Here is a 23,749-nt window from a genome sequence, read left to right as displayed (position 1 = left end):
TTCACCGGATGAGGACGGACGTCGGGCTGGCGGTGAACGCCTCGATCTCCTCGCGCAGGTCGGCCGCCACGCCGGTGGCCCGTCGACCGCCGGAGGGCAGCGCGGCGTGGACGCGCTGGGCACTGCTGGTGATGCCGAAGTTCCGCTGTTCGACGGGGAGGTCGAGCACGGGGCGGACGGCCTCGGCGACGCCCTCGATCTCGCCGCGGGCGAGGCGAGCGAGCGCGAGGTCCGTCTGGGCGCCGGCCTCGTCGCCGAAGGCCCACTCCTCCTCGGAGGCGGTGCGGTAGGCGGCGACGGCGGCCTCGGACTGGCTTTCGCCGAGGGCTGCGTCTTCGCCGAGGTGCACGGTGGCCTCGGCTACGTAGTAGAGCTGGCGGGGCTCCGGGAAGGTCATGATGCCGCCGAAGCCGTCCAGGTCGTCGGGCTGGACGGCGGCGCGAGCGTCCTCGGCGCGCTGGATGGCGGCGCGGGTGGCTTCCCCGTCACCGAGGAGCGCGTGGGCGCGGGCGGAGAGACAGGCCAGCCACACGCTGGTGGTGCCCCGGACGCTGCCGGCGGCAGCCTGCCCGAGGTCGGCGTAGTCGGCGGCCTCAGCCGGGCGGCCAGCCCAGTAGGAGATGAGCGACTGGAGCGAGCGGACCCAGGCGCGCATGGCGTGGTGGTCCGCGTTGTTGGCGCAGACGAAGGCGGTGCGGGCCTGCATCATCGCGGCGCTCGGGTTGCCCAGGTCGTGGCTGGCCTTGGCAAGCATGCCGGAGGTGATCCCGGCGAGCAGGTACAGCTCGCGGGCCTGCAAGGGCTTGACCCGGCCGTGCTCCAGCAGCCGGAAGGTGAGGTCCTGTACCTCGACCAGGTCGCCGAGCAGGGTCGGCAGCGCCAGCTTCGGGTAGGCGACGGTCAGCCGCCGTACCTCGTCGTGGATCTGTCCCAGGGTCTCCGGGCCGATGCTGCTGCCCTCCGCCATCGCGGTGAACCGAAGTGCACGACGAGCCGCCATTGCGACCTGCCTTTCCAATTCCGTGGTGCCCGCGTCGAAGCGGGTCTCGCTGTTGGACGGGCCACCAGCAGGCAGTACCACTGCCTGCTCGGAGGGGAGGAGGGCAGGGACCGGCCGTGGCGGCGGGACGACGAACGAGGCTGCGGTTGCGGGCGCAGGCAGCGAAGCGGTCGGTGCGGGCGCGAGGAGCTGCACGACGCTGACACCGAACATGGCCTCCAGCACTCGGCACTGGTCCGGGTAGGGACGGGTCTTCACCGCGCCGCCGTACCAGCGCTCGAACTGCCGCTTGGAGACCGACAAGCCCCGGAGCCGGGGGTCGTTCTCCTGCTCGGCGGCCGAGTTCGCGGTCGCCTCGAACCGGAGGCGGAAGGTCTCGTAGACCTGCCAGTGCCGCTGCAGCGTCAAGACCCTTAAGAGTGTGGGAGTTTCGACCACTGCGGATCCTCTCCGTCCCCGTTCGTCTGCTCTGACGATAGCCCTGGCCAGGCGGCAGGAAACGCGTTCGAGGGCCGTACGGGCCAGATGACGGCAGCCATGACGGCGGTCATGACGCACGACGCCGTCTGCCGCACAAACCAGCTCCGGCGACGACGCCGCCATGACGGTGGCGATGTCGTATCCATGCCCAACCGCCCGCCGCCATGCTGAACAGCCTTCGCAATCCGCGCACAACCGACAGCGAAGCGTGAGATCGAGGTGGGAGGGATCCGATGGACAACGCCACGACCGAACACACCGCCGAAGCGCGGTCCCTGGCGGATACCGAGACAAACGCAGCTGCCGAAGAAAGCCGCGTCACTCGCACCGAGCATCGCCCGGGTCTGACCGTCCGCACTTTCAGGGTCGCCCAGGACGGCACCCGCTACGACGACTCCGGCGTGACCAGCGCCTACCCGGGCCCCGACGAGTACGTCGCCCGGATCGAGGTCTGGCCCGCCTGCACCTGCCCGCAGCATCGCGCCGGCTGATCCGCGCGAGTCGCACCCACCAACACGGGAGCGCAACAACGCCCCAACCCTTTTCCACTCGCTCGCCCGAGAGGAGAACCAGCCATGCACCGGCTGACCGACGCGCCCGCGCTGCACACCGAACTGGAGCGCATCGACTACCGCACCACCCCCGCGTACTACTTCGACACCGAGCAGATCACCGACCCGGTGGTGCTGCACCTGCTGAGCCGCTGCCCGACCGTTTTCGGCATCAAGAAGGCCATCACCGACCTGCTGGCCGGCAACCTGGACATCCCGCTGCCGGAGGCCACCGGGGCCATCGAGCCCGGCGCCAGCGTTCGGGGCCAGGTGATCGTGGCGCCCGGGGCCGTCATCGCCGAAGGCGCGTTCGTCACCGGCCCGGTGCTGGTCTGCCCCGGCGCGGTGATCGAGGCCGGCGCCCGGGTGCGCGACAACACCGTCGTCGGCCCCGGCTGCCGCATTGGTTTCGGAGCCGAGGTCACCCGCTCCTTGCTGACCGGTGGCGTCTTCATGAAGCACACCAGTTTCGTCGGGGACTCCGTGCTCGGCCTCGGCGTCAACATCGGCGCGTTCGTGTCCACCACCGGCCTGCGGGTCACCTCCGGGCCGGTCACCGAACCGGCCACCGAAGAGGTCTGCGCTCACCTCGACGGCCGGCGAATCGCCACCGGCCAGACGAAGTTCGGCGCGGTGATCGGCGACGGCGTGATCGTTCCCGCCGGCACCGTGCTCCAGCCCGCCACCCTGATCGGCGCACACACCCTGCTCTACCCGAAGACCCAGGTCGGTGGCTTCTTCCCGGCCGGAAGCCAGGGAAGGTGACCATGCCCACCACCGACACCACAACGACGACCGACCAGCGGGCCGTACGGATCACCGGAGGCCGCCGCCTGGCCGGCACCGCCACCGTCCAGGGCAGCAAGAACATCGCCCTGCACCTGTACGCCGCCGCGATCCTCGCCGACGACCCGCTCACCCTGGCCGGTGCGCCCGAGATCCTGGACACCCTGGTCGTCGCCGACATCCTGCACCGCACCGGCACCCTCGCCACCGTGACCGGAGACGAGTTCGCCACCCGACCGGCCGACTCCTACTTCCCCGTCATCCCGGACGACCTCGGACGGCGCATCCGCACCACCGCGGTGATGGGCGGGGCTCTGCTGGCCCGCGCCGGCAAGGTCACCTTCCCCACCCCCGGCGGGGACGCCTTCTGCGCCCGCTACATCGACCGGCACCTGGCCGCGATGGAAGCCGCCGGGGCCGAGGTCGAGGTGAGCCGGGGCCGGGTGCGGGCCCGCTTCACCGGCAAGCGGCTGCCGTTCATCACCGACGCCGAGACCCGCTCCTGGGGGCCGAGCCTGGGTGCGACGGTCACCGCGATGCTGCTGGCCGCCCGCACCCCGGGCACCTCCGCGATCCTCAACCCCAGTGTGGAGCCCGAGGTCACCCACACCGCAGCCCTGCTCTCGCAGGCCGGCGTCGGCATCGAGTGGCACGGCAGGAAGGCCCTGAACGTCACTGGCACCGACCACATCCGGGGCGGGGTGTTCACCGTACCGCCGGACCGGCTGGAGGCTGCCACCCTCGCGCTGGCCGCCGCCATTACCGGCGGCACCGTCCACCTGGACGGCTTCCCGCCGGCCGCCTTCCCGGACGGCCTGGTGTCGGTGTTCGCCGACGCCGGAATCCAGCTCGACTCGCTGGACGGCGGAACGGCTGTCAGCACCCCGGCCGGGCCTCGGGCGGTGCAGATGGCCACCGGCCCGCACCCAGGGTTCCCGACCGACGTGCAGCCGCAGCTGACCGCCTTCCTCACCCAGGCCGAGGGCACCTCCCGCACCGACGAGCGGATCTACACCCAGCGCGACACCCACCTGCCGGCCTTGGCCGCGTTCGGCGCGGCCGTCAACGCGACCGGCTCGGTGATCACCGTCCGGGGCCGGTCCGCCCTCACCGCCGCCGGCGTGGCCGGGGAGGACATCCGGGCGGTGACCGCTCTCGTGATCGCCGCCCTGGCCGCCGAGGGCACCTCTACGATCCGAGGGATGTATCACCTGCGGCGCGGATACGGCAGCCTGCTGCCGAAGTTGGCCGCGCTCGGTGCCGACCTGACGATCGACCAGGAGTAGCCGTGACCAACACCGTGCCGTGGACCCCGAACGCGCTCGCCGACCTGCGCGAGTGCCTGGACCTGATGACCGTCGACGGCACGGTCCCCGGTGGTGTCATCGCCCACGGCACCTTCGACACCGAGCCCGGCTACCTGGCCTCCGGTGTCGTCGCCCCCGAGTGCGGCGACGCCCGGCCGGGGCCGGACACGGTGTACGACGTGGCCTCGCTGACGAAGGTCCTGGCCACCTGGCCGCTGGTCGGCACCTCCCTCATGGATGGCTTCACCCTGGACACCCCGATCCGCGAACTGCTGGCCGGCATCCCGGCCGAGGCGCCCGGCAGCCAGGTGACGGTTCGCCAGGTCCTGGCCCACACGTCCGGCCTGCGGGCCGACACTCGCCTCGACCAGTACCGGCACCGCGTCGAGCCGCTGGCCGAACTGATCTGCGGAGAGCCGCTGATCGCCGACCCCGGAGCCGGCCACCGCTACATCAACCGCGGCTTCATCCTCCTCGGTCTGGCCCTGGCCCACTACCGCTGCCGGCGCCTGGACGAGCTGGCGGCCGAGCTCTGGCAGCACCTCGGCATGACCAGCACGACCTACGGACCGGTGCCCCGCTCCGCTCAGGTCGCCCCGACCGAGCAGCGGCTGACCGGCGGGCCCCGGCTATGGGGGATGCCGCACGACGACAACGCCGCCCTGCTCAGCGGAGTCGCCGGCCACGCCGGGGTTTTCACCACCCCGGCCGATCTCGCCGCCTTCGCCACCCACCTGCTGTCCTCGCACGCCACCAGCGGGCCCCTGGGCCGCTGGCTCACCGCCAGCATGCAGCCACAGGCCGAGATCGAGCCGGGCCTCGACCGTGGCCTGGCCTGGATCCTCGCCGACGAGGGCCGGGTCGCCTACCACCACGGCTTCACCGGGACCAGCCTCTACCTCGCCCCGGCCACCGGCCGCTACCTGGCCATCTGCACCAACGCCGTCTACCACCACCAGGACAACCGCACCCGCCTCGCCCCGCTGCGGACCCTCGCCCTGAAGGCGATCACCGACGAACCCTAGGAGGGCCACCTGTGCCCAACACCACGCTCGCGTCCCTGACCACCCTGCGGCTCGGTGGCCCAGCCAGCGACGTCCTGCAGGTCGCCGACCCCGACGACTGGTTCGAACTGGTCCGTACGATCGGCGACCGGCAGGAGGACGCGCCCCTCGCCCTCGGCCACGGCAGCAATGTCATCGCCTCCGACGCCGGCCACGAGGGCACCGTCGCCGTGATGAACACCCGGGGCATCACCGTGAAGCGGGTGGACGACGACACGGTGGCCGCGACCGTCCAGGCCGGCCACCCGCTCACCGACCTCGTCCAGTGGGCCGCAGCCGAACACCTCGCCGGAATCGAGTGCCTGGCCGGCATACCCGGCACTGTCGGCGCCGCCCCCGTCCAGAACGCCGGAGCCTACGGCCAGCAGGTCTCCGACACCCTCGACCACCTCACCGCCTGGGACTGGGACATGGGCCGACTGCGGACCCTGCCCGCCCAGGCATGCCGCCTCCGCCACCGCGACAGCCGCTTCAAGAACGACCCCGGCCGCTGGACCATCCTCACCGCGACATTCCACCTCACCCGCTCACCGGCTGCCCCGATCACCTACCAGCCGCTCGCCGACGAACTCGGCGTCCACGTCGGCGCCCGACCGCCCGTGGCCGAGGTGGCCACCGCCGTCCTCACCAACCGTCACCGCCGCGGACTCCTCCTCGACCCCCACGGACCCGACGCCCGCCAGGCCGGATCGGTCTTCCTCAATCCGCTCGTCACCGCCGCCCAGGCCGCCCACTGGTCCGCCGCCGGCTGTCCGGTCCACGCCGACAGCGACGGCCAGCTGCGGGCCAGCGCCGGTTGGCTGCTCGAGCACGCTGGCTACCACCCCGGCAGCCAGGTCGCCAGCGGCATCCGCTGCTCGGACCAGCGGACCCTCACCCTCACCGCTCACGACGAGGCGACTGCGACGGGCTTCGCCCGGGCCCTCGGCGAGCTCTCGGCGCGGGTGGAGATCACGACCAGCATCAGGCTCCGCCCCGAGCCGGTGATGGTCGGCATCTGGCCGTAGAGCCCAGAACGGCCCGGTAACGTCTGGAGTGGCGGTTCCGGGCCCGACCCGAACGCGACACGAACCAAGGGAAGTTCAGGTGAGCCAGGTGCGGCCCAGCGAACAGATGCGTGACCTCGGAGTCGTCCAGCAAGGTGCCCCCGTCCTCGCCGAGCCCGCTCGCCCGTTCGACCTGCCCGCCGGGCGCGACGCCGCCGAGCAGGTCATCGAGAAGCTGTTCATCGCGATGGAGCGCATTGGCCAGGTTCACCCCTTCGCCAAAGGCATGGGCATCGCGGCACCCCAAATCGGCATCGGCCGGGCCGCCGCCGTCGTCCAGCCGGCGGAGCCGGGCGCCCCAGCGATCGTTCTGCTTAACCCCCGCATCACCAACCGGTCCGACGAGGCAGACGAGCAGTTCGAAGGCTGCCTCTCCTTCTTCGACGTCCGTGGCAAGGTCCCCCGACCGCTACGGATCACCGTGGAAAGCACCACCCTGGACGGCCAGCTGGCAACCACCACCTACGAGCGCGGACTCGCCCGCCTGATCCACCACGAGATCGACCACCTCGACGGCCTCCTCTACACCGCGCATGCAGACCGGCTCGCACCTATCCCGGTTGAGCGGTACCGACAGACAGGGCAAGCATGGGCCTACGAACAGTAGGCAGGCGAGGGTCTCTCTGTGTCTTAAAGCAGGCGACCATCACCGTGACACACCACGAGCCCATGCCAGCAGAAAGCTCTTACCCCAAGGGGTACGTGAAGCCATTGCATGCCTGGAGACACCGATAGCACGCGAGTGGCTGTCCTTCTTGGGCTGCCCCCAGCGCCCGCTGTAGCTTCTCGGGCGAGATATCCATACGAGTGATCCGAGCGAGAGGATCGCGTGGGTTTGGAACAAAAGACATCTCGTGGACTGACATCTCCCCGACCACCGCGTGCGGACGCACTCGTGCCTTTTCACCAACCGCGTGCCTGCATGCAAGCCCCCCACAGGCCGTACAGGACCCGTCCGGGTCGCGTGAGACCGTCACGTCGTACAAGGTATCGGTCATGTGGGGGCACTCATCGATGTCTTCTCCGCACAGGGAGCAAAGGCGCAATGCGGTGAAGCCAATGGAGATCCCCCAACGGTGGTGCATAAGCGAGATTGGACACACATCCCAATACGTGCCGTCCTCGAACACAATCTCGCAACCGAACAGACCTCCGACAAAGGCTGCGACCTCGTGTGCGTGACGATGTGCTGCGTCATGCCCTGCTGTGTTCTCTAGGAAGTTGAAGGCATCCACTGCGCGTGCAAGAGCCCGGCCGGGCAAGCCGTTCGGCATCCTCCCAGTATGCATAGGTTGTTGTGGTGGTGAGCTCCTCAACACTCGGCACCGTGAGGTGGTGGTTCGCAAACCGACTTAGATCGAGTACTGGCAGTCGCGCCTGCCGGGCGTACACCACGCCAACGTCGGACCCAACCGAGCGCCGCCGAGTTGCATGGCGCAATCGACTGGAAACCGTCTCCCAAATGCCACGCAAGTAATATTGCTGGTTCCCCATCCCATGGAGACCACGTCGGACCAGATCTACAGTCGTCTGCCTCCAGACGGGGATATCAGATAGGTCAGCACTCGCATATTCGGCGAGCAGCCTATAGGAGCCAGCGTAGGCCTGCGCCGATTCCACGAGAGCCGCGAACCCGTCCCGCCAAAGCATCTGCTGCCGCTCTGGCCCAGCTGGCGGCGGCAGAGGCACTCCAGCACGAATTGCTCGCCCTTTAATTTGCATCGACTCACTCCGCCTCCGCTCCGGGAAGAGGCTGGGGAGCTGCACTCCCTTCTGGGTACTGAATCGGCGAGACTGGTCGGAGCAGCGCTTCACCAGCGAGACGCTCAATCTGGTCCGCATGGGCAGTTATCTCGACACCACGCAGAATGACGCCCGGCTGACCGATTTCGAGTTCAGCGATCTTTACTGTCACGAGTGCAGCCTCAACATCGACCGCAGGATCGCTTCGCCGCAGGGCCGCCCGAATCCTCGCTCGGGCCGTCGTTGCGATGTTCTTGGCTACAGCTTTCGCCACTTCAGTGGAGAGGTTGGTTAGGACAGCGACCCCGATCGTGGCGAGGATGGCATCCGCGCTGTACTCGCTCAGATAGCCGCGGGCGTCCTTCGGGACCGCGAAGTCGATGGCAACCCCGTCCCGCTTCAGGGTCTTGACTAGTCCGGCAATGTCCTCGTGGTAGGCGGCTACACCGTCGACAGTCTTGTCGGGCAACAGATACAGGCACCCTGCATGAACGGGCACCTGCAGATGCTCAGCCACCAACTGCGCCCCGGCCGACCATTCCCCCACCCACTCCGGCGACGATCCTTGACCCACCATGCAGACGCTCCCCTCAGCCAGCACGACGGCAGGGGGCCGTCGAGCACTCACCCATGCCCCACCAAGGCTATCTGCCTCGTCAGACACGGCACCGCCCTTCGCGGTAGCCAGTGCCCTGGTCTCAGTTTTGGTCTCATTCACCCCCGTCCAGCCAGGTTCAACCCCTGCCTAGTGGTCCGCTCCGCCGCAGGTCAGAACGAATGCGGACCCCGGCGGACCCCCTTCGAGAGAATTGGAAAGCGTGTTGGGGGCAACCCCTCACGAGTTCGAATCTCGTATCCTCCGCCTTTGCCTAGTAAGGCAGTTGAAGGCCCGGACCACTCAACGGTCCGGGCCTTCGTCATGCCGTGGCCTCAGTTTTGGTCTCAGTCGGTCCGACCGGTTCTCACCGCGGGAAACATCGACGGCTTCACGGAGTCGGTGCGACGGCGAGCAGGCTGGTGGCGCGGTCCGCAGTGAGGACGCCGAGGATGTAGCCGTCCTCGTCGACGACGGGCCAGACCGCCAGGTGCTTGATCCGCATCGCGAGCGAGGCCAGGGCCAGGCCCATGGTCGGCCAGGCGAACGGGCCGCGCTGGTGCGAAGTGGCGCTGATCGTGGTCCGCTCGGTGTACCAGGAGCGGGCCAGGAACGGGTGGAGCCCGGTCCGGGTGACCAGCCCCTCGCACCGGCCGTCGTGGTCGCGGACGAGCAGGTACTCGATGTCGGCGCGGCGGAAGATGGCGTTGGCCTGGTCGACGGTGTTGTCGTCGGCTATCTGGTAGTCGCAGGGGTCCATGGCGTCGGCGACCGTGAGGCCGTAGCCGGGGCGTGGCGACTGCGGGGAGTGAGTGGTCACGGTGTTCACCGTTCCCGTCTCCGGCTGCCCGCCGGGGACTGCCGGACTGTCCTTCACCCAGAACGAAGCCGGAACAGGTACCGGAATGCGGGATGCCCTGGATCTCGTCGAGCCTACTCCCGTGGCGGGCCGCCCGCGCAAGACCGCTGCGGAGTACCGTGGGAGACAACCAAGGACATTTCGCACACCGGCATCAGCGCCGACGTCGCCCTGGGTCGTGATGGGTCCCTCGTGGACCGGACGGGCGGCTTCGCATGATGCCGATTCCTTTCCCCACCTCTTCCTCTCCCGGGCCGTGGTCGGCGCCCGGCACCCCGCTGCTGCCCCGCCTGGAACTGGAACCGACGATGTCGCGGGACGGCGTCTTCGACGGCGCCTGGTGGCCCCGCTCGAACCACGTCCTCGCCGAACTGCCGGACCTGATCACCGCGCTCGGCGCCCACTTCGGACGCATCGTCCGGGTCGGCCTCGACACCACGGCCTGGGACGGCGTGCCCCGGTCCGTCGCGGCGAACGGCTCGACGGTCAGGATCAACTGGTTCGCCGGCAGCGACGCGACGATCAGCGTCACCCGGGGCCTCCAGGACCACTTCCTGCTCCTGGTGGTACCGCCCGGCACCGATCCGGCGACGGCCGCCTCGGCGATGGCCGGCGCCTCCGCGACCGGAAACCACACCCCGGCGACAGAACTCCTGCTCGGCTGAGCGGTCCGACGCCGCCGCGTGCCGGACCACTCCGACCGAGGTCATCTCCGCCGAGCCACCCGGCGCTTCCGCTGTGAGCGTCGGCGGATCTTTGGGTTCTCAGAGGTCACCGCGCTCCTGCGTCAGAACACTGCCGCACTGCCGCACCGGTTGCAGTTTTGGTTGCGTTCACCCCCGTCCAGCTACGTCCGGAGCCAGAAGGCAAGGCGACTTAGCTGCAGGTCAGGACGCCTGCGACCTTCCCCGGACAACCGGACGAACATTTGGAAAGCGTGTTGGGGGCAACCCCTCACGAGTTCGAATCTCGCATCCTCCGCCCTTGCCCAGTAGGGCAGTTGAAGGCCCCGAATGGGTTTCCGGTCGGGGCCTTCTGCGTGTCGGTTGCCGTTTTGGTTGCAGTTGCCCCAGCCAAGGCGACTCCAGGACTGCAGATTGCCCGGCGGTGCATCAGCTCAGCCGAGTTGCCGGAAGCTCCAGCGCCTCGACATCAGGCGGGTGCGCGAGCCGGCTTCGTGCTCCGTCCTCATGCCAGGAGCCGGCGGCCCACCGCGCCGATCAGGGCGAGCATGGCGGCGGCGAATCCCAGTAGCGCGACCTGGCTGGAGACGTAGAGCGTGGCGACGCCGATGCCGAGGACCGGGACGGCGACTCCGAGATAGCCGGCGAGGAAGAGGCCCGCGAGGGTCTCGCCGCGCGTGGCGGGGGTGGCGAGTTCAGCGACGGTGGTGATCGACCCCTTGAGGAGGATGCCGGCTCCGGCGCCGGCCGCCGCGCCGCCGATGAGGAAGAGGGGCAGGCTCGGAACCCACAGGGCCACGCTGGTCGGGACCAGGCCCGCCGCGCTCAGGACCATGCCGACCAGGAGCTGGCGCCTGACCCGGGCCCGGCCGAACAGCATCTGAGCCACGGCCGCCGTACCGAAGGCCATCAGCGCGACCAGACCGGCCAGGGCCCGGGAGGGGTGGTGCATCGTGCCCGCGACGAATCCCGGGGCCAGCGAGCTGAACAGGGCGAGGATCGCGAAGCTGGCGAAGGAGGCCGTCGCTGCGGCGAAGAACCGGGGTCGGGCTTCCCGGGGGACCGAGACACGCTGCGGGCGGTAGGGCATGCGCGCTGAGACCGGTTCGACGGTTTCCGGCGCGAGCGCGACCCCGAGCGTGCCGGCGAGCAGCAGGCCGATGAAGACGAGGTAGGGCGTGCGCAGCGGCGAGCCGGCGAACTGTGCGAGGAGGCCGGAGATCAGCGGCCCGAGTCCCAGGCCGCCGAGGTTCGCTGCGGTGGAGGTCAGATCGGCGCGGGCCCGGTGGGCGCCGGGTCGGGCCTTGGCGTGGAGTTCGCCCAGGTGGGCGGTGGCGGTGGCGGTGATCATGCCGATGCCCAGGCCGGTGACCAGTCGTGCCGCGATCAGGCCGCTCAGTGTCGGCGCGTACAGGAACAGCAGGGCTGCGACGACTTCGAGGAGCAGCGCCGGCATCAGGATTCTGCGGCGGCCGAGCCGGTCGGACAGGTGGCCCGCGAGGAACAGGCTGATGATGACGCCGGCGGCGTAGGCCGCGAAGACGATCGAGACCGTGAACGCCGAGAAGTGGTCGCGCCGCTGGTAGAGGGCGTAGAGCGGGGTCGGGACCGCCGAGAAGGCCATCGCGACGAGGAAGGCGGCTGCGATCAGCCAGAAGCCCGGACCGTGCGGGAGGCGTGCGGAACGGTTGTGCGGACGCTGCTGTGGCCGGTGAAGGGTCTGGATCGGCATGGCACTGAGTGTCGCGATCACCAGGCGATCACTTCCAACGATTGCTCGTGCTCGTGGCCATCACCTCTCGCGATAATGCCAGCCATGGAACTGCGCCACCTGGAGTACTTCGTCGCCGTCGCCGAGGAACTCAACTTCACCCGTGCCTCCCGGCGACTGCACGTCGTCCAGTCCGCCGTCTCGGCGTCGATCAAGGTCCTGGAACGCGAACTCGGCGCCCAACTGCTGGATCGCAGTTCCCAGCGGGTCACCCTCACCGACGCCGGAGCCGCCCTGCTGCCGCAGGCCCGTGCGACGCTCGACGCGGCGCAGGCGGCGCGGGACGCCGTGGACGAGGTGCGCGGCGGGCTCCGGGGCAGCCTCACCATCGGGACGCTGATCTCCGTGGCGGTCGTCGACGTCCCCTCGCTGCTGGGCCGCTTCCACGCCGAGCACCCCGAGGTGGCGGTGCGCCTGCGTCTGTCGCCGGCCGGATCGGTCGGGCTGGCCAAGGCTCTCCAGGCCGGCGACCTGGACGTCGCCTTCCTCCTGCTCCCCGGCAGCCCGCCGCCGGGCATCGCCGCCCGCGACCTGCTCACGGTCCGCCTGGTGGCGGTCGTCCGCGCCGACCATCCGCTCGCCGAGGCGGACGAGGTCACCCTGGCCGAGCTGGCGGCCGAACCGTTCATCGACTTCCCGGTCGGGTACGGCAACCGCACCGTGGCCGACCGGGCGTTCGCGGGCGCCGGTCTCGAACGCCAGGTCGCCCTGGAGGTCACCGAGATCACGACCGGCGCGCAGTACGTGCGGCACGGTTTCGGCGTGGCGCTCCTGCCCGACTTCGTCGCACCGACCGACCCCGACCTCAGAACGCTGAACGTGTCGGACCACCCCCTGACCTGGACACTGTCGGTCGCGACGGCCACGACGCGGCGCCCCAGCGCCGCCGTCCGTGCGCTGCTGGGAATGGTCGACCGGTTCGTGACGATGCCCGGCCACTCCCGCGGAAACGGGTGAGCAACGGTCGCTGATGCCGTGCCAGTCGGCGTTCGCCCCGTTCGGCGATGCGCCATGACGCCCGAGCAGGAAATAACTCAGCGCTCGGGCGTCGGCGGTGTGGCAGGCTGGGCCGATGCCGATAACCCTCCGCCCCCTGGACGTCCGACGCTTCCCCGCCTGGCTCGAACGCAGTCGAGCCGAGTACGCCAAGGATCTCGTTGCCCTGGGGCAGACGTCCGAGGACGCCCACCGGCAAGCGGACGCGAGCATGGCCGACTTCTTTCCGTCCGGGATGCCGACCCCGGGGCACGTGGTCTTCGACGTGGTCGACGATGCCGGGGTAGCTGTCGGCTACCTCTGGATCGGACCGGACATGAGCGACGACGCCGGCGCATGGTGGGTCTGGGACATCGTGATCGACGCCGACAAGCGTGGCCGGGGCCTGGGACGAACGGCCATGCTCCTCGGAGAGGAATACGCCCGGACGCAGGGCGCTCATACGCTGGGTCTCAGCGTCTTCGGGTTCAACACAGGCGCGCGTGGCCTTTACGAGTCGCTCGGCTACGAGACGACCTCGGTGAAGATGCGCAAGAAACTCGGCTGAACCAAGGCGACGTCTGCCCCGTTTACCACCGCGTGCCTCGTTCACGTGCAACCCCGGTCAAGCCACGCAAGGATTCTGGGCTGCGAGGGGCTCGACCACGAACCGGCACAACGGCCCGGTCCTCCGGCCGAGAACTCGCCGCCGGCGGGTTCTCGGACGATGTCGCCATCGCGACCGAACTCGATGCCAGCACCGTCGTCCCCGTCCTGACCGACAGAGCGTTCACCGCCGCCGAGTGATCCCTCACCGCCGCGGGCCGGACCGGCACCGAAGCCAGCCGCCGAAGGAGCCGGGTCCGCCCCCGCCGAGCCTGTCAGGGACACCGGCCGGAGATGGCCCGATGACCAAAACCTATCGGCAGCACCTTCACGCCCGAAGTCACCACCCACTTGGACCCAGCCGCTTCGCGAAGCCACCCGATCGGGGTGGCTCCCAAAGCCCTGGCGATCCCCCCGCGTGGTCTCAGTTCTGGTCTCATTCACCCCCGTCCGGCCGGGTTCACCCACCGTCCAGCGGTTCGCTTCGCCGCAGGTCAGGACGGGTGTGAACCCCGGCGGACGGTGTTCGGGAGAATTGGAAAGCGTGTTGGGGGCAACCCCTCACGAGTTCGAATCTCGTATCCTCCGCCTTTGCCCGCCAGGGCAGACGAAGGCCCGGACCGCTCAGCGGTCCGGGCCTTCGTCTTTCACCGCGCTCAGACAGCGCCGGACCACTACAGCTCGGATGGACTCCCCAGGGAGCGCTCAGCGTTGTCTATGAGCTCCTTGTACGTGAGCACCTCGACCCGGTTCACGTGCGTGTTGAACGTTCGTAGCGCCTCGTTGATCTCCTGCTCCGGGACCTCCGGTTGGGCAGCCGGATGGCCGATCAGAACGATTGCACTTGCCCGACGTGTCTCGATGCCGAACTCCTCGTAGATCCGCTCACGGTTCTCATCCAGCCCGACGAGGTAGTTGACCGCTTGGCCCACGGCGTCGTGCACCTGAGCAGCAGGAGCCCAGGCTCCGCGGTATCGCTTAACCAAGGGACCCTTCATGCTCATGGCCCGTTTCAACTCGACGACGTGGAGGCTTCCGTCGCCGCGGATCAAAGGAATGTCGACCTCGTCACCGGACACCAACCTGCGCTGAGCCGCCTCTCCAACGAAACGTCCACCGAAGATCCAGTGCTGCCCTTCCAGGGCTCGTTGAAGGTCCAACTCTGCTGCTGCCCTGTCCTCTGCCACTTTGCGCAGGCCGGCCAGGCGGGCCGAACGCTGCTGAAGCTGGGCCGCCCGCAAGATCATCTGCCCTTCTTGATCGGCCGCGAGGAGGGCCAATGCCTCAGGTGATGCGGCTAGCCGCTGGGCGGCTTCCTCCGGGGCCTCGAAGTCGATCCGTTCCTGGAGCACACGCTCCAGCCACATCATCTTTTCCGCCCGGCCGCGGAAGAGCGAGTACCGCCCCGGCCGGCCTTCCGGCGCTACGAGATAGCGCGCGTCGTGGCTGAGTGAGTTGATGTAGGCGAGCAGTTCCTCCACACCTGCGTCAGGGTGCTGGTCCAGGAACTCGCGACCTGCTTCGACAACGTACTTGAAGTTGATCTCAAGCGTGCCGGCGACGTACCTCCGCAGTCGCTGGTTGCGTATACCGTCCTGAAACAGCCGATATCTCTCCTCGAACTCCGGCTGCAGGATCCGCTCCTCGGCATAGTCAATGGAGTCCTGCAGCAGCCGCACGACCTCCCACTCGCCCACGTCAGCCGCCCGCTCGCGTGCCTCCGCCAAGAATTCGACGAGCGCCTTGCCGCCCCTGCGGTGGCCTCCCCGTCCACTCCTCATGTGCTGGAGCGCGGAGGTGACCGCCCGCTTCACCTCGTCGTCCACTGCCTGCTCGTGAACACACCCGAGCTGCAAGTCCAATGAGAAATCTGATCTAACGCCCATGCAGCTGGATTGTGGCTGACAGGTCTGACAGCCCTTCTCGCAACCTAGCCAGCGAAGCACCAGCACGTCCGCAGGCGGAGTTCAGGACGAGCGGCTGCCACCACCGGCCTTCACAGTGTTCGGCGCCCTACAGATTGCGATAGACGTCGCGGCGGTTTCCGACGGTCATGACCCAAACGATCAGCTGACCGTCCTCGGCGGTGTACACAACGCGATAGTCCCCGACCCTGAGACGCCACCTCGAGCTTTGCCCTTGGAGAGCCTTGATATCGAAGGCGGTGGCGTCACCCTGGTCCAGGGCCTTCTGCAGCTCGGTAAGACGATGGAGGATCCGCAGGGCGTCGGGCCGGGGAATCTTGAGCATGTCCCGCTGGGCATGCGGCGTGAACCGCGTGACGTAGCCCATGGATCAGGCGTGGTGGTCGCGGAGCATGGCGGCCATTTCCTCAAGCGATACAGATCCCTCGGAGCCTTCGGCCTCCGCCTCGTCGGCCAACCGGTTGAGCCATGCGTCTTCGGCCTGTTCCGCCAGCCTGCGCAGATGCTGGTACTCGCGGATGTCGATCACTACGGCTTCGTGCTTGCCGCGGCGCGTGATGATCGTCGGGGTCTCGTCCCGACGCGCGCGATCGAGGACGTCGGCAAGGTGACTACGGACCTCGGCCATGGATTCGATCACCGGCTCACTCATGCAACAAATGTAGCAGATGTACATCCATGACATCTTTCGGCTGCAGCACTCCTCAGGCGGAGCACGCATGACGCCAAGCCCGGTTGGTTGCAGTTTTGGTTGCATTCACCTCCGTCCAGCACCGTTCGAAGCCCGCCCTTCGGACCGCCTCGCCGCAGCTCAGGACATCGGCGGGCACCCCTGAACAGGAGGACGAACATTTGGAAAGCGTGTTGGGGGCAACCCCTCACGAGTTCGAATCTCGTATCCTCCGCCTTTGAGCGAAGGCCCGGACCGCTGCGAAGCGGTCCGGGCCTTCGTCGTCCCGTGGTCGCGGTCTTTGCCGTCAGCTGGACCGGCTCCACGTCGCCATCTGTTCCCGGAAGGTCGGGCAGCTGACGATGTCCGTCTTGCTGCACTGGAGGGCATGGGTCAGGAGCTGGTGGGCGTGGTCGAGATCGACCATGCGCTGCTCGATCTCGGCGACCTTGGCGCGGATCATCGCCTGCCTGCGCGGCTGGTCCTGCTGGAACTCCCTGACCTCGGCCAGGCTCAGCCCGGCTTGCTGGAACTTGCGCAACAGCACGATCCGCTCCGCGGCCTGCGGCGGATAGCGCCGCTGCCCGCTCTGCCGTTCGGGCGGAGGCAGCAGGCCGTGGCGTTCCCAGAACCGGATGGCCGACGCGGGAACGTTGGTGATCTCGGCAAGCTGACCGATCGTCATGCGCACGCTTCGCCCCTCCCCTTTCTCTCGTCATCTCGTCGCACCGGCCCGACGCTTGACTTGAACCTTAGTTCAAGTCGCAGAGTGGCCGGCACGTGCAGCGGCGGCGAACCAGCCGCCGCCGACAGAGAATTGGGAGATGAAGAGATGACAGACGCACCTGAAGTGACGAGCCGGGCCCACCAGCTCGTCGAGGCTGCCCGGCAGCTCTTCGTGGCGGGGGTGATGTCGCACTCCGGACACGCCAACCTGAGCGTCAGGCTCGACGCCGACCGCTTCCTGCTGACCCCGGGGTTCGTCCGCGACCTGGAACCCCACCAGCTGGCGACCGTCGGTCTCGACGGGCAGGTCCTGGAAGGAGAACTGCGCTCCGTCAGCGTCGAGATCATCGCCATGCACAGCGTCGTCTACCGCGCCCGCCCGCACGTGGGCGCGGTCATCCACACCCACTCACCCGCCGCGACGGCCTTCGCGGTGGCCCACCGGCCGCTGCCGTGCCGCACCGAACCGATGCTCCGCTTCGGACAGCCCGAGGACGTACCGGTGGTGCCCTGGGGGCCGCGCGGGTCGGACGTGTCGGTCCGGGGCATCGCCGACGTCCTGGAACGACGCCCGACGACGGCCGCGGTCCTCCTGGCCAACCACGGGCTGCTGGTGTTCGGCCCGGACGCGGCGGCTGCCGGCCACCTCGTGGTGGCGATCGAGGAAAGCGCCGAGGCCGAGATCGCCGCCGCGGCGATCGGCGGGGCCGTGGACTTCCCCGAGGGCGCTCTGGAGGCCGTCCGGGCCTCGATCGCACGGGTCTCGTCATGACCGACCACACCTTCGCCGAGCGTTCCGAAGCCCTGCGGGACCGCTACCGCACGACGCTCGGAGCCGTCCCGGGCGCGGTGGAGGACCGTCTGCGGGTGGCCCAGGCCTTCGGCCGGCTCCCCACGGAGGAGGCGTTCGCGACCCTGCGCCACATCGTGCTGGCCGACAGCCCACTCGGTGGTCGAGTGCAACAGTTGGTCCACTTCGGGCAGCTGCTGGCTCTCGATCGGGCGGAACCTGCCCGGATCCACGCCCGGGGAGCACTCCACGCGGGCGCCGGCATCGCCGACCTCATCGGAGTCGCCGAGACCGCGCTCATCACCTCGGGCACGCCGGCCTACGCGCTCGGCATCGAGATCATCGTCGAACTCCTGCAGGACGACGACGGCAAGGCCGACTGACCACCGAACACGGGTGACGCAGGGCGCGCGAAGTCGCTGTCCTCTGCCCGGGGCTGGTCGAGCGACGGGCCCCACGACTCCTCCCGGCCGAAGGCGGGGGCGGATGGCGCAGCTCGCCCGGAGTCTGCTGATGGCCCCGGGAGAGCCCGGTCTTCGAGGCCACCAGCGCCCCGGGCACCTGTTTCGGCGCATGGCCCGGCCCGGCTCTGGTCTCAGTTCTGGTCTCGTTCACCCCCGTCCGGCTGGGTTCGGCCGCTGCCCAACGGTTCACTTCCCCGCAGGTCAGAACGCGTACGGACGCCGGCGGACAGAGTTCGGGAGAATTGGAAAGCGTGTTGGGGGCAACCCCTCACGAGTTCGAATCTCGTATCCTCCGCCTTCGCCCGCCAGGGCAAACGATGGCCCGGACCGCTCAGCGGTCCGGGCCATCGTCGTGTGGTGGCCGGTTGGCCGGGGGTCAGCCGCTGCGGAGGGCCTTGAGGGGGTCGGTGCGGGCGGCGCGGAGGGCTGGGTAGAGGCCGGCCAGGAGGCCGACGACGGTGCCGATCAGGGGGGCGGGGAGGGTCGCCAGGGGTTGGAGGACGGCTGTCCAGGAGCGGGCCGCGGCGACCGCGAGGACGACGAGGACGCCCAGGCTGGTGCCGATCAGGCCGCCGAGGGTGCCGAGGGCGGTGGACTCGGTGAGGAACTGGGCCGCGATGTGGTGGGTGCGTGCGCCGAGGGAGCGGCGCAGGCCGATCTCCTGGGTGCGTTCCAGGACGGCGACCAGGGTGGTGTTGGCGATCCCGACCGCACCGACCACCAGGCAGATCGCGGCGAGCGCCAGGAACAGGCCGGTGAGGTCCGAGGTGATGTGGTCCTGCAGGCTGTGCGGGTCCGGCGGCGGGGTCACCGTGAGCCGGGATGCCGCGTCGGGGCGCAGCGCCACCGCCAGTTGCCGGGCGACCACCGGAGCCGCCCCGACCCTGGTCGCTGCGACCAGGTGGGCGCCCAGGTCCTCGCCCTTGCCGGGGTTGCCGAAGCGGTCCAGCGCCGTGGTACCGGGGATGATCGCCCCGAGCAGGGTGTCGGGGAGCCGCTGGACGTCCGAGTAGACGCCGATCACGGTGTACGGCAGGCCGTCGATGAAGATCGCCGGCTGGGCGTCGAGACGGTTGACGCCGAGCCGGCTCGCCGCCGTCCGGCTGAGCAGCACCACGGGCAGCCGGGCCTGTTGGGCGTACGAGTCCAGGGTGACCCCGGCGGCGAGGGTCGGCTGCATCGCCGCGACGGCGCCGGGCGTGGCCGCGAAGAGGGAGAGCCCCTGTCCGGTGGAGCCGTCGGCGGTGGGCGAGGTGGAGATCCGGTGCTCACCGCCCGGGACGCGCCACCAGACGCCGGCCGCGGTGACGCCGTTGATCTGCCGGGCCCGGGCGTCCGCGTCCTCGGGGAAGCTCATCGGTGGGTTGGTGCCGGGGGGCGCGCCGTCGTCCGTCGGGTTGTCGGCGACGGTCACCGTGGTCGCCTTGGTGAGATCGAACTGCCGGCCGATCTGTCCCGAGGCGGTCGCGGTCAGGCCGAGGACGGCGACGAAGGCGCCGATGCCGAGCACCGTGCCGAGCATGGTCAGCACCGAGCGGCCGGGCCGCTGCAGCACCCCGGCCAGGGCCTCCTCGACCAGGTCGCGCAGGCTCAGCCGGGAGGGGGGATCGCCGATCGCGCTGCGGCCGGCGGACTTACCGGCCATCAGGCGTTCACCGGCTCACTGAGGCGGCCGTCGCCGATCCGTACGGTCCGCTGGGCCCTGGCGGCCACGGCCGGGTCGTGGGTGATCACGACCAGGGTGTAGCCCTGGTCGTGCAGCCGCTGGAAGTGGTCCATCACGGTCTTGGCGTTGGCCGAGTCCAGGTTGCCGGTCGGTTCGTCGCAGAGCAGCAGGCTGGGCCGGTTCACCAGTGCCCGGGCGATCGCCACCCGTTGCCGCTCGCCGCCGGAGAGGACGGTCGGCAGGGAGTCGATCCGGTGGGCGAGGCCGACCTGGCGCAGGGCGGCCCTGGCAGCCGCCCGGCGCCCGGCGCGCGGGGTGCGGTTGTAGACCTGGGCGAGCAGCACGTTCTCCTCGGCCGTTCGGTTCGGCAGCAGGTGGAAGGACTGGAAGACGAAACCGATCCGCCGCCCGCGCAGGGTGGAGCGGTCGCGGTCGGAGAGGCGCCCGGTGTCGATGCCGTCCAGGGCGTAGCTGCCGGTGGTCGGGGTGTCGAGCAGGCCGAGCAGGTGCAGCAGGGTGGACTTCCCGGATCCGGACGGGCCGGTGATCGCCACGTACTCGTTCCGGCCGATCGTCAGGTCGCAGGGGTGCAGTGCGACGACGGGTGGGGTGCCGGGAAAACTCCGGCCGACCCCGGCGAGTTGGATGACCGCCGTCACTGACCGACCACCACTTGGTCGCCCTCCGTGAGTCGGGCGCCGCCGGTGGGTGTCACGCCGACGTAGCCGTTGGCGTTCACCCCGGTCGTCACGGGGACGGTGGTGCGCTGCCCCGCCTGGTCGACCCTGGTGACGGCGGTCTGCCCGGCAGAGTCGGTGAACACGGCCGCGACCGGGACGCTCAGCACCGGGTCCGGCGCGCTGCTCTTCAGCACGGTGATCCGTACGTTCTGGCCGCTGAAGGCAGCGGGCAACGGGTCGGTCGGGGTGATCTGCAGGGGCACGTAGGCGGCGACCGGCTGGCCGCCGGGCGCGTTCGGCGCGCCCGCGCCGGTTCCCGCGCCCCCGCCTGCCCCGGCACCGGTCCCAACCCCCGTCGTGGAACCCCCTCCGGCCCCGCCGCCTATCGCGATCACCCGGCCGGCCGGTGGAGTCGTGCTCTGCGCGCCGAGTTCGGCCACGGTGCCCTTGACCGTCGTCCCGCTCGCCTCGGAGAAGACCTCGACCGCCATCCCCGGCTTGATCCCGGCCGCCTGGGCCGGGGTGAGCTGCCCGGTGACGGCGAGGCCGCCGCTGGTGAGCGAGAGCAGCGGGCCGGAGAGCGGCGCGCCGACCGATGAGTTGACGGCCGTGACGGTGGCCGGCAGCGAGGGCAGGAAGACCACCTCACCGGCCGGGACCATCGGGCCGTTGACGGCCTCCGCCTTGGCGAGGGCGTCCTCGTCGGCGGACAGCTTCTTCCGGGCGTTGACGAGCTGCTGGTCCAGGCCGAGCCCGGCGGGGGCGCCCTGGGCCTGCCCTCCGGAGGTCGCACCTCCGGAGGTCGCACCTCCCGAGCTCACACCCCCCGAGCTCGCACCGCCCGCTGCGGTGCCCGCCGGCGTCGGTGCGCCGGTCGGCGTCGACACCGCGGCCGCCCGCTGCGCCTTGAGATCGGTGATGGCCTGCCGGTCGGCCTCCACGATCTTCCGCGCGGTGTCGACGGCCTGCTGGGTGGTCGCACCGGTGGTCGGCGCGGGGTAGCCGAGGTGGCGGTAGTAGCCGGTGACGGCCTCGGCCGTGCCGGGACCGTACGTCCCCTGCGCGTCGTCGCCGCGCCCGTAGCCGAGTTGCTCCAGTGCGGCCTGGAGCTCCGCGACGTCCGGCCCGCTGGAGCCCGGCTTGAGATCCCGGTACGCGGGCACCGGGCCCTCCAACACGAACAGCGGCTGGCCGGAGACCTCGGCGAGCTGCCTGCCGTTGGCGACCTGGTCGCCGGACTTGACCGGGAGCGCCGAGACGTAGAGCTGGGTGATGTCCGCCGAAGCCGCCGTCGGCGTGACGTTGTACTGCGTCGGCGGGTACACCTGGCCCCGAACGACCGTGGTCTGGGTGAGCGGTTGTTTGGTCACCCGAGCGGTCATCAGCGTGCTGGGCGGCGGCGCAGTGTCCGCGGCCCGCTCGGCGGGCGACTTGATCAGCGAGGCGGCGCCCAGCCCCCCGCCGGCCACCACTGCGGCGACCACCGCGACCACCAGGAGCGCCCGGCGGCGGCGCGCCATCCGTGGCCGCCCCGGTTCGACCGGGTCCTCCCCCTGGCCGCCGGACGGCTCGTCCGTCTGCACCGACATGGCGTCGGCCCCTCTCCGCTTCCCGCGCCTGCGCTCCGGGACCCGCCCGTTCAGCACGTCCCGCCCGTCTTGCTGTCCGTCACCATCCACTGACCATCTTTCAATGCCAATGTGTAGCTAGCCAGTTGATTGGGGCGATCGATTATCTGCCCGGTCCGTTGTGCGCCGGTGGCAAGGTCGTACTGGACCCAGTTCCGCACGTCGACGCAGTCCACCAGGGTCGCGACGCCGTCCTCGACGGAGATGCCGCGCACCGCGTGCCCGACGGTGCCCCTGGCCACCGCGCCCTGGCCGTGCAGGTGCTCCACGTTCTGCCGAACGACGTTCAGCTGGTTGCTCGCCGCGGCGCCGGCCAGCGCCGGGGCGTCGGCGTCGCCGGAGGCGTTGGCCTGCAACAGCGCGTCCCAGTAGGCGAGATAGCGCTGCCGGACCTGGTCCTGCTGCGGGGTCCAGGACGTGTCGGCACGGGAGTGGTCGGGGCCGCCGACCAGGAAGCCGACCCCGCACGCCCCGGCGACCAGCAGGCCGAGCGGCAGCAGCACCCGCTTGCGTGAGAGCGCCATCAGCCCGCCCCGAGTACCTTCTTGGCCGTGGCGACCCGCTGGTTCGCCCGGTCCTTGACCGCCTGCAGGGCCGGCTCGTTCTGCTGGATGAGCTCGGTCTGGTACCCCGCCTCGACCGCGTACCAGGTGCCCAGCAGCTGGGCCTGGGTCTTGCACGCCATGTCGGCCGCCGCGGTGTCCTTCTCCTGCTGCGAGGCCGGGTCCGCCCAGGCGGCCGAACTGGCCTGTGTCGGCGTGGAGTAGTGGTATCCCTGCCCGGTCATGCAGCCCGCCCACTTGGTGATCGCGGCCTTGACCCGGCTGTCCCCGGTGGCGTGCTCGTACGCCTTGGACCTCAGCCCGCCGACGACGTCGTCCTTGGCGGGGGCGGCGGGCGTCGCACCGGGCTGCTGGTCGAACGCGGCCATGCAGCCCCGGTCGGGCGCCTGATCAGCGGCTCCGGGCGTGCCCCCGGAGCCCTCCAGGGCCTTGCGGTACTCGGGGCTGTCGTTGCGCTGCTGCTGGACGGCGCCCTGCCCGGCGGGCGGGGGCGGGCGGTGGTAGCCGGTCTGCCGGGCCGCCGCGGCCGAGAGGATGCCGAGGAAGTCGGGGTCGAGCGGGGACGGCGGGGGCGCGGCCGGGAACACGGCAGGCGCGTAGTCGAAGCCCTTCGACTTCATGCACGTCCGGGTGGCCGCTTCCCGAGCCTGGAAGATCAGCGCCGAGTCCGCGCTGCTGACGGTGTATCCGTCGAGGGGCAGCGGAACCGCCGCCCCGTCGGAGGGCTCGGTCAGCACGGCGGGAAGGGCGGGTTCGGCCAGCGCGGCGTCATGGCTGCCACCCCCGCCGGAACCCCCACAGCCGGTGGCCAGCCCCGCCAGGACGACAGCCGCGCCGAATCGTCGCAGCCCGCGGGCTCGCACCACGAATTCCACCCCCCTGGTCGGACGGTGATCGAATTCAGTGATCATTCACCGTCGAAGGCTCTCGAACCGATTCAATCAGGGACGGGCGGCCGGGACCGCCGCATCCGCGATATTTCAGGAGAACTTCCGATGCGCCGAACGACGCATCGGACGGCATATCGGACGCCGCGTCGGACGACCCATCCGGCGGCACACCGAATGCGCGGTGCGCACGGAGCGGTCGATTCCGCTCCGGGCGCCCCGCGTCGGGTGCTGTGTGGGATAAAAAAAAAACAGCCCCCCACGCAAAAAAAAAAAAAGGATTG

25 protein-coding genes are annotated in these 23,749 nt (G+C 69.9%); 11 read left to right on the top strand and 14 right to left on the bottom strand.

Annotated features, from left to right (window positions below; all coding sequences use genetic code 11):
• Window position 1 precedes the first annotated feature (1 nt).
• Window positions 2-1,408, bottom strand: coding sequence for a hypothetical protein (locus ACFVWU_RS17375; protein WP_387621208.1), 1,407 nt, complete (start codon window positions 1,406-1,408; stop codon window positions 2-4).
• Between the two features lie 305 nt (window positions 1,409-1,713).
• Here ACFVWU_RS17375 and ACFVWU_RS17370 point away from each other — a divergent pair, with 305 nt between their 5' ends.
• The 6 genes from ACFVWU_RS17370 to ACFVWU_RS17345 all read left to right on the top strand — a co-directional run bounded on the left by ACFVWU_RS17370 (window position 1,714) and on the right by ACFVWU_RS17345 (window position 6,841).
• On the top strand, window positions 1,714-1,971 hold the full coding sequence (locus ACFVWU_RS17370) for a hypothetical protein (RefSeq protein ID WP_387621206.1): 258 nt from the start codon (window positions 1,714-1,716) through the stop codon (window positions 1,969-1,971).
• A gap of 84 nt (window positions 1,972-2,055) precedes the next feature.
• Window positions 2,056-2,796 (top strand): hypothetical protein, encoded by a 741-nt coding sequence (locus ACFVWU_RS17365; protein WP_387621203.1) that lies wholly within the window; start codon window positions 2,056-2,058, stop codon window positions 2,794-2,796.
• A 2-nt stretch (window positions 2,797-2,798) separates the two neighbouring features.
• The gene (locus ACFVWU_RS17360) at window positions 2,799-4,103 is read left to right on the top strand and encodes a UDP-N-acetylglucosamine 1-carboxyvinyltransferase (protein ID WP_387621200.1); all 1,305 of its coding nucleotides are present in this window, start codon (window positions 2,799-2,801) and stop codon (window positions 4,101-4,103) included.
• Between the two features lie 2 nt (window positions 4,104-4,105).
• Window positions 4,106-5,149, top strand: coding sequence for a serine hydrolase domain-containing protein (locus ACFVWU_RS17355; protein WP_387621198.1), 1,044 nt, complete (start codon window positions 4,106-4,108; stop codon window positions 5,147-5,149).
• An 11-nt stretch (window positions 5,150-5,160) separates the two neighbouring features.
• Window positions 5,161-6,195, top strand: a complete 1,035-nt coding sequence (locus ACFVWU_RS17350) for a UDP-N-acetylmuramate dehydrogenase (protein WP_387621196.1) — start codon at window positions 5,161-5,163, stop codon at window positions 6,193-6,195.
• 79 nt (window positions 6,196-6,274) lie between these two features.
• Window positions 6,275-6,841 (top strand): peptide deformylase, encoded by a 567-nt coding sequence (locus ACFVWU_RS17345; RefSeq protein ID WP_387621193.1) that lies wholly within the window; start codon window positions 6,275-6,277, stop codon window positions 6,839-6,841.
• A gap of 1,119 nt (window positions 6,842-7,960) precedes the next feature.
• Here the strand turns inward: ACFVWU_RS17345 and ACFVWU_RS17340 are convergent.
• Together ACFVWU_RS17340 and ACFVWU_RS17335 are read right to left on the bottom strand one after the other, a co-directional pair.
• Window positions 7,961-8,494, bottom strand: a complete 534-nt coding sequence (locus tag ACFVWU_RS17340) for a hypothetical protein (RefSeq protein WP_387621190.1) — start codon at window positions 8,492-8,494, stop codon at window positions 7,961-7,963.
• 469 nt (window positions 8,495-8,963) lie between these two features.
• Window positions 8,964-9,392 (bottom strand): CBS domain-containing protein, encoded by a 429-nt coding sequence (locus tag ACFVWU_RS17335; RefSeq protein WP_387621187.1) that lies wholly within the window; start codon window positions 9,390-9,392, stop codon window positions 8,964-8,966.
• A 254-nt stretch (window positions 9,393-9,646) separates the two neighbouring features.
• On the opposite strand from ACFVWU_RS17335, the gene ACFVWU_RS17330 reads away from it, so the two are divergent.
• Window positions 9,647-10,096 carry a DUF5994 family protein gene (locus tag ACFVWU_RS17330; protein ID WP_387621184.1) on the top strand — a complete coding sequence of 150 codons (450 nt, stop codon included), beginning with the start codon at window positions 9,647-9,649 and terminating at the stop codon, window positions 10,094-10,096.
• Between the two features lie 523 nt (window positions 10,097-10,619).
• On the opposite strand, the gene ACFVWU_RS17325 is transcribed toward ACFVWU_RS17330, so the two are convergent.
• Entirely contained in the window at window positions 10,620-11,870 is a 1,251-nt protein-coding gene (locus tag ACFVWU_RS17325; protein WP_387621350.1) for an MFS transporter, read from the bottom strand.
• Between the two features lie 60 nt (window positions 11,871-11,930).
• Here ACFVWU_RS17325 and ACFVWU_RS17320 point away from each other — a divergent pair, with 60 nt between their 5' ends.
• Both ACFVWU_RS17320 and ACFVWU_RS17315 read left to right on the top strand, forming a co-directional pair.
• Window positions 11,931-12,842: a LysR family transcriptional regulator gene (locus ACFVWU_RS17320; RefSeq protein ID WP_387621181.1), complete on the top strand. Its 912-nt coding sequence runs from the start codon at window positions 11,931-11,933 to the stop codon at window positions 12,840-12,842.
• A 115-nt stretch (window positions 12,843-12,957) separates the two neighbouring features.
• Window positions 12,958-13,428, top strand: a complete 471-nt coding sequence (locus tag ACFVWU_RS17315; RefSeq protein ID WP_387621179.1) for a GNAT family N-acetyltransferase — start codon at window positions 12,958-12,960, stop codon at window positions 13,426-13,428.
• Window positions 13,429-14,140: 712 nt separating this feature from the next.
• Here the strand turns inward: ACFVWU_RS17315 and ACFVWU_RS17310 are convergent.
• The 4 genes from ACFVWU_RS17310 to ACFVWU_RS17295 form a co-directional block, all read right to left on the bottom strand.
• Window positions 14,141-15,292, bottom strand: a complete 1,152-nt coding sequence (locus ACFVWU_RS17310; protein WP_387621176.1) for a Shedu anti-phage system protein SduA domain-containing protein — start codon at window positions 15,290-15,292, stop codon at window positions 14,141-14,143.
• A gap of 187 nt (window positions 15,293-15,479) precedes the next feature.
• Entirely contained in the window at window positions 15,480-15,758 is a 279-nt protein-coding gene (locus ACFVWU_RS17305) for a type II toxin-antitoxin system RelE/ParE family toxin (RefSeq protein ID WP_387621173.1), read from the bottom strand.
• 3 nt (window positions 15,759-15,761) lie between these two features.
• A complete protein-coding gene (locus ACFVWU_RS17300) occupies window positions 15,762-16,043 on the bottom strand; it encodes a type II toxin-antitoxin system Phd/YefM family antitoxin (protein WP_387621171.1) in 282 nt (93 codons plus the stop codon).
• Window positions 16,044-16,368: 325 nt separating this feature from the next.
• Window positions 16,369-16,746, bottom strand: a complete 378-nt coding sequence (locus ACFVWU_RS17295; protein WP_387621348.1) for a MerR family transcriptional regulator — start codon at window positions 16,744-16,746, stop codon at window positions 16,369-16,371.
• Window positions 16,747-16,893: 147 nt separating this feature from the next.
• Here ACFVWU_RS17295 and ACFVWU_RS17290 point away from each other — a divergent pair, with 147 nt between their 5' ends.
• Together ACFVWU_RS17290 and ACFVWU_RS17285 are read left to right on the top strand one after the other, a co-directional pair.
• A complete protein-coding gene (locus ACFVWU_RS17290) occupies window positions 16,894-17,559 on the top strand; it encodes a class II aldolase/adducin family protein (RefSeq protein WP_387621168.1) in 666 nt (221 codons plus the stop codon).
• On the top strand, window positions 17,556-17,960 hold the full coding sequence (locus ACFVWU_RS17285) for a carboxymuconolactone decarboxylase family protein (RefSeq protein WP_387621166.1): 405 nt from the start codon (window positions 17,556-17,558) through the stop codon (window positions 17,958-17,960). Before ACFVWU_RS17290 ends, ACFVWU_RS17285 begins: the two co-directional genes overlap by 4 nt.
• 457 nt (window positions 17,961-18,417) lie before the next feature.
• On the opposite strand, the gene ACFVWU_RS17280 is transcribed toward ACFVWU_RS17285, so the two are convergent.
• The 6 genes from ACFVWU_RS17280 to ACFVWU_RS17255 all read right to left on the bottom strand — a co-directional run.
• Window positions 18,418-19,686: an ABC transporter permease gene (locus tag ACFVWU_RS17280; protein ID WP_387621163.1), complete on the bottom strand. Its 1,269-nt coding sequence runs from the start codon at window positions 19,684-19,686 to the stop codon at window positions 18,418-18,420.
• Window positions 19,686-20,366, bottom strand: a complete 681-nt coding sequence (locus ACFVWU_RS17275) for an ABC transporter ATP-binding protein (protein WP_387621160.1) — start codon at window positions 20,364-20,366, stop codon at window positions 19,686-19,688. Before ACFVWU_RS17275 ends, ACFVWU_RS17280 begins: the two co-directional genes overlap by 1 nt.
• Window positions 20,363-21,976, bottom strand: coding sequence for a peptidoglycan-binding protein (locus ACFVWU_RS17270; protein WP_387621156.1), 1,614 nt, complete (start codon window positions 21,974-21,976; stop codon window positions 20,363-20,365). The genes ACFVWU_RS17275 and ACFVWU_RS17270 overlap by 4 nt, the downstream gene beginning before the upstream one ends.
• A gap of 50 nt (window positions 21,977-22,026) precedes the next feature.
• The gene (locus ACFVWU_RS17265) at window positions 22,027-22,539 is read right to left on the bottom strand and encodes a hypothetical protein (RefSeq protein ID WP_387621153.1); all 513 of its coding nucleotides are present in this window, start codon (window positions 22,537-22,539) and stop codon (window positions 22,027-22,029) included.
• Window positions 22,539-23,444, bottom strand: coding sequence for a hypothetical protein (locus tag ACFVWU_RS17260; protein WP_387621150.1), 906 nt, complete (start codon window positions 23,442-23,444; stop codon window positions 22,539-22,541). Before ACFVWU_RS17260 ends, ACFVWU_RS17265 begins: the two co-directional genes overlap by 1 nt.
• Window positions 23,445-23,478: 34 nt before the next feature.
• On the bottom strand, window positions 23,479-23,749 hold a 271-nt coding region (locus ACFVWU_RS17255; RefSeq protein ID WP_387621147.1), incomplete at its 5' end, for a hypothetical protein.

The sequence above is a fragment of the Kitasatospora sp. NPDC058190 genome (genome assembly GCF_042883685.1).
Taxonomy (GTDB): domain Bacteria; phylum Actinomycetota; class Actinomycetes; order Streptomycetales; family Streptomycetaceae; genus Kitasatospora.
This window is presented reverse-complemented; position numbering and strand designations above follow the sequence as displayed.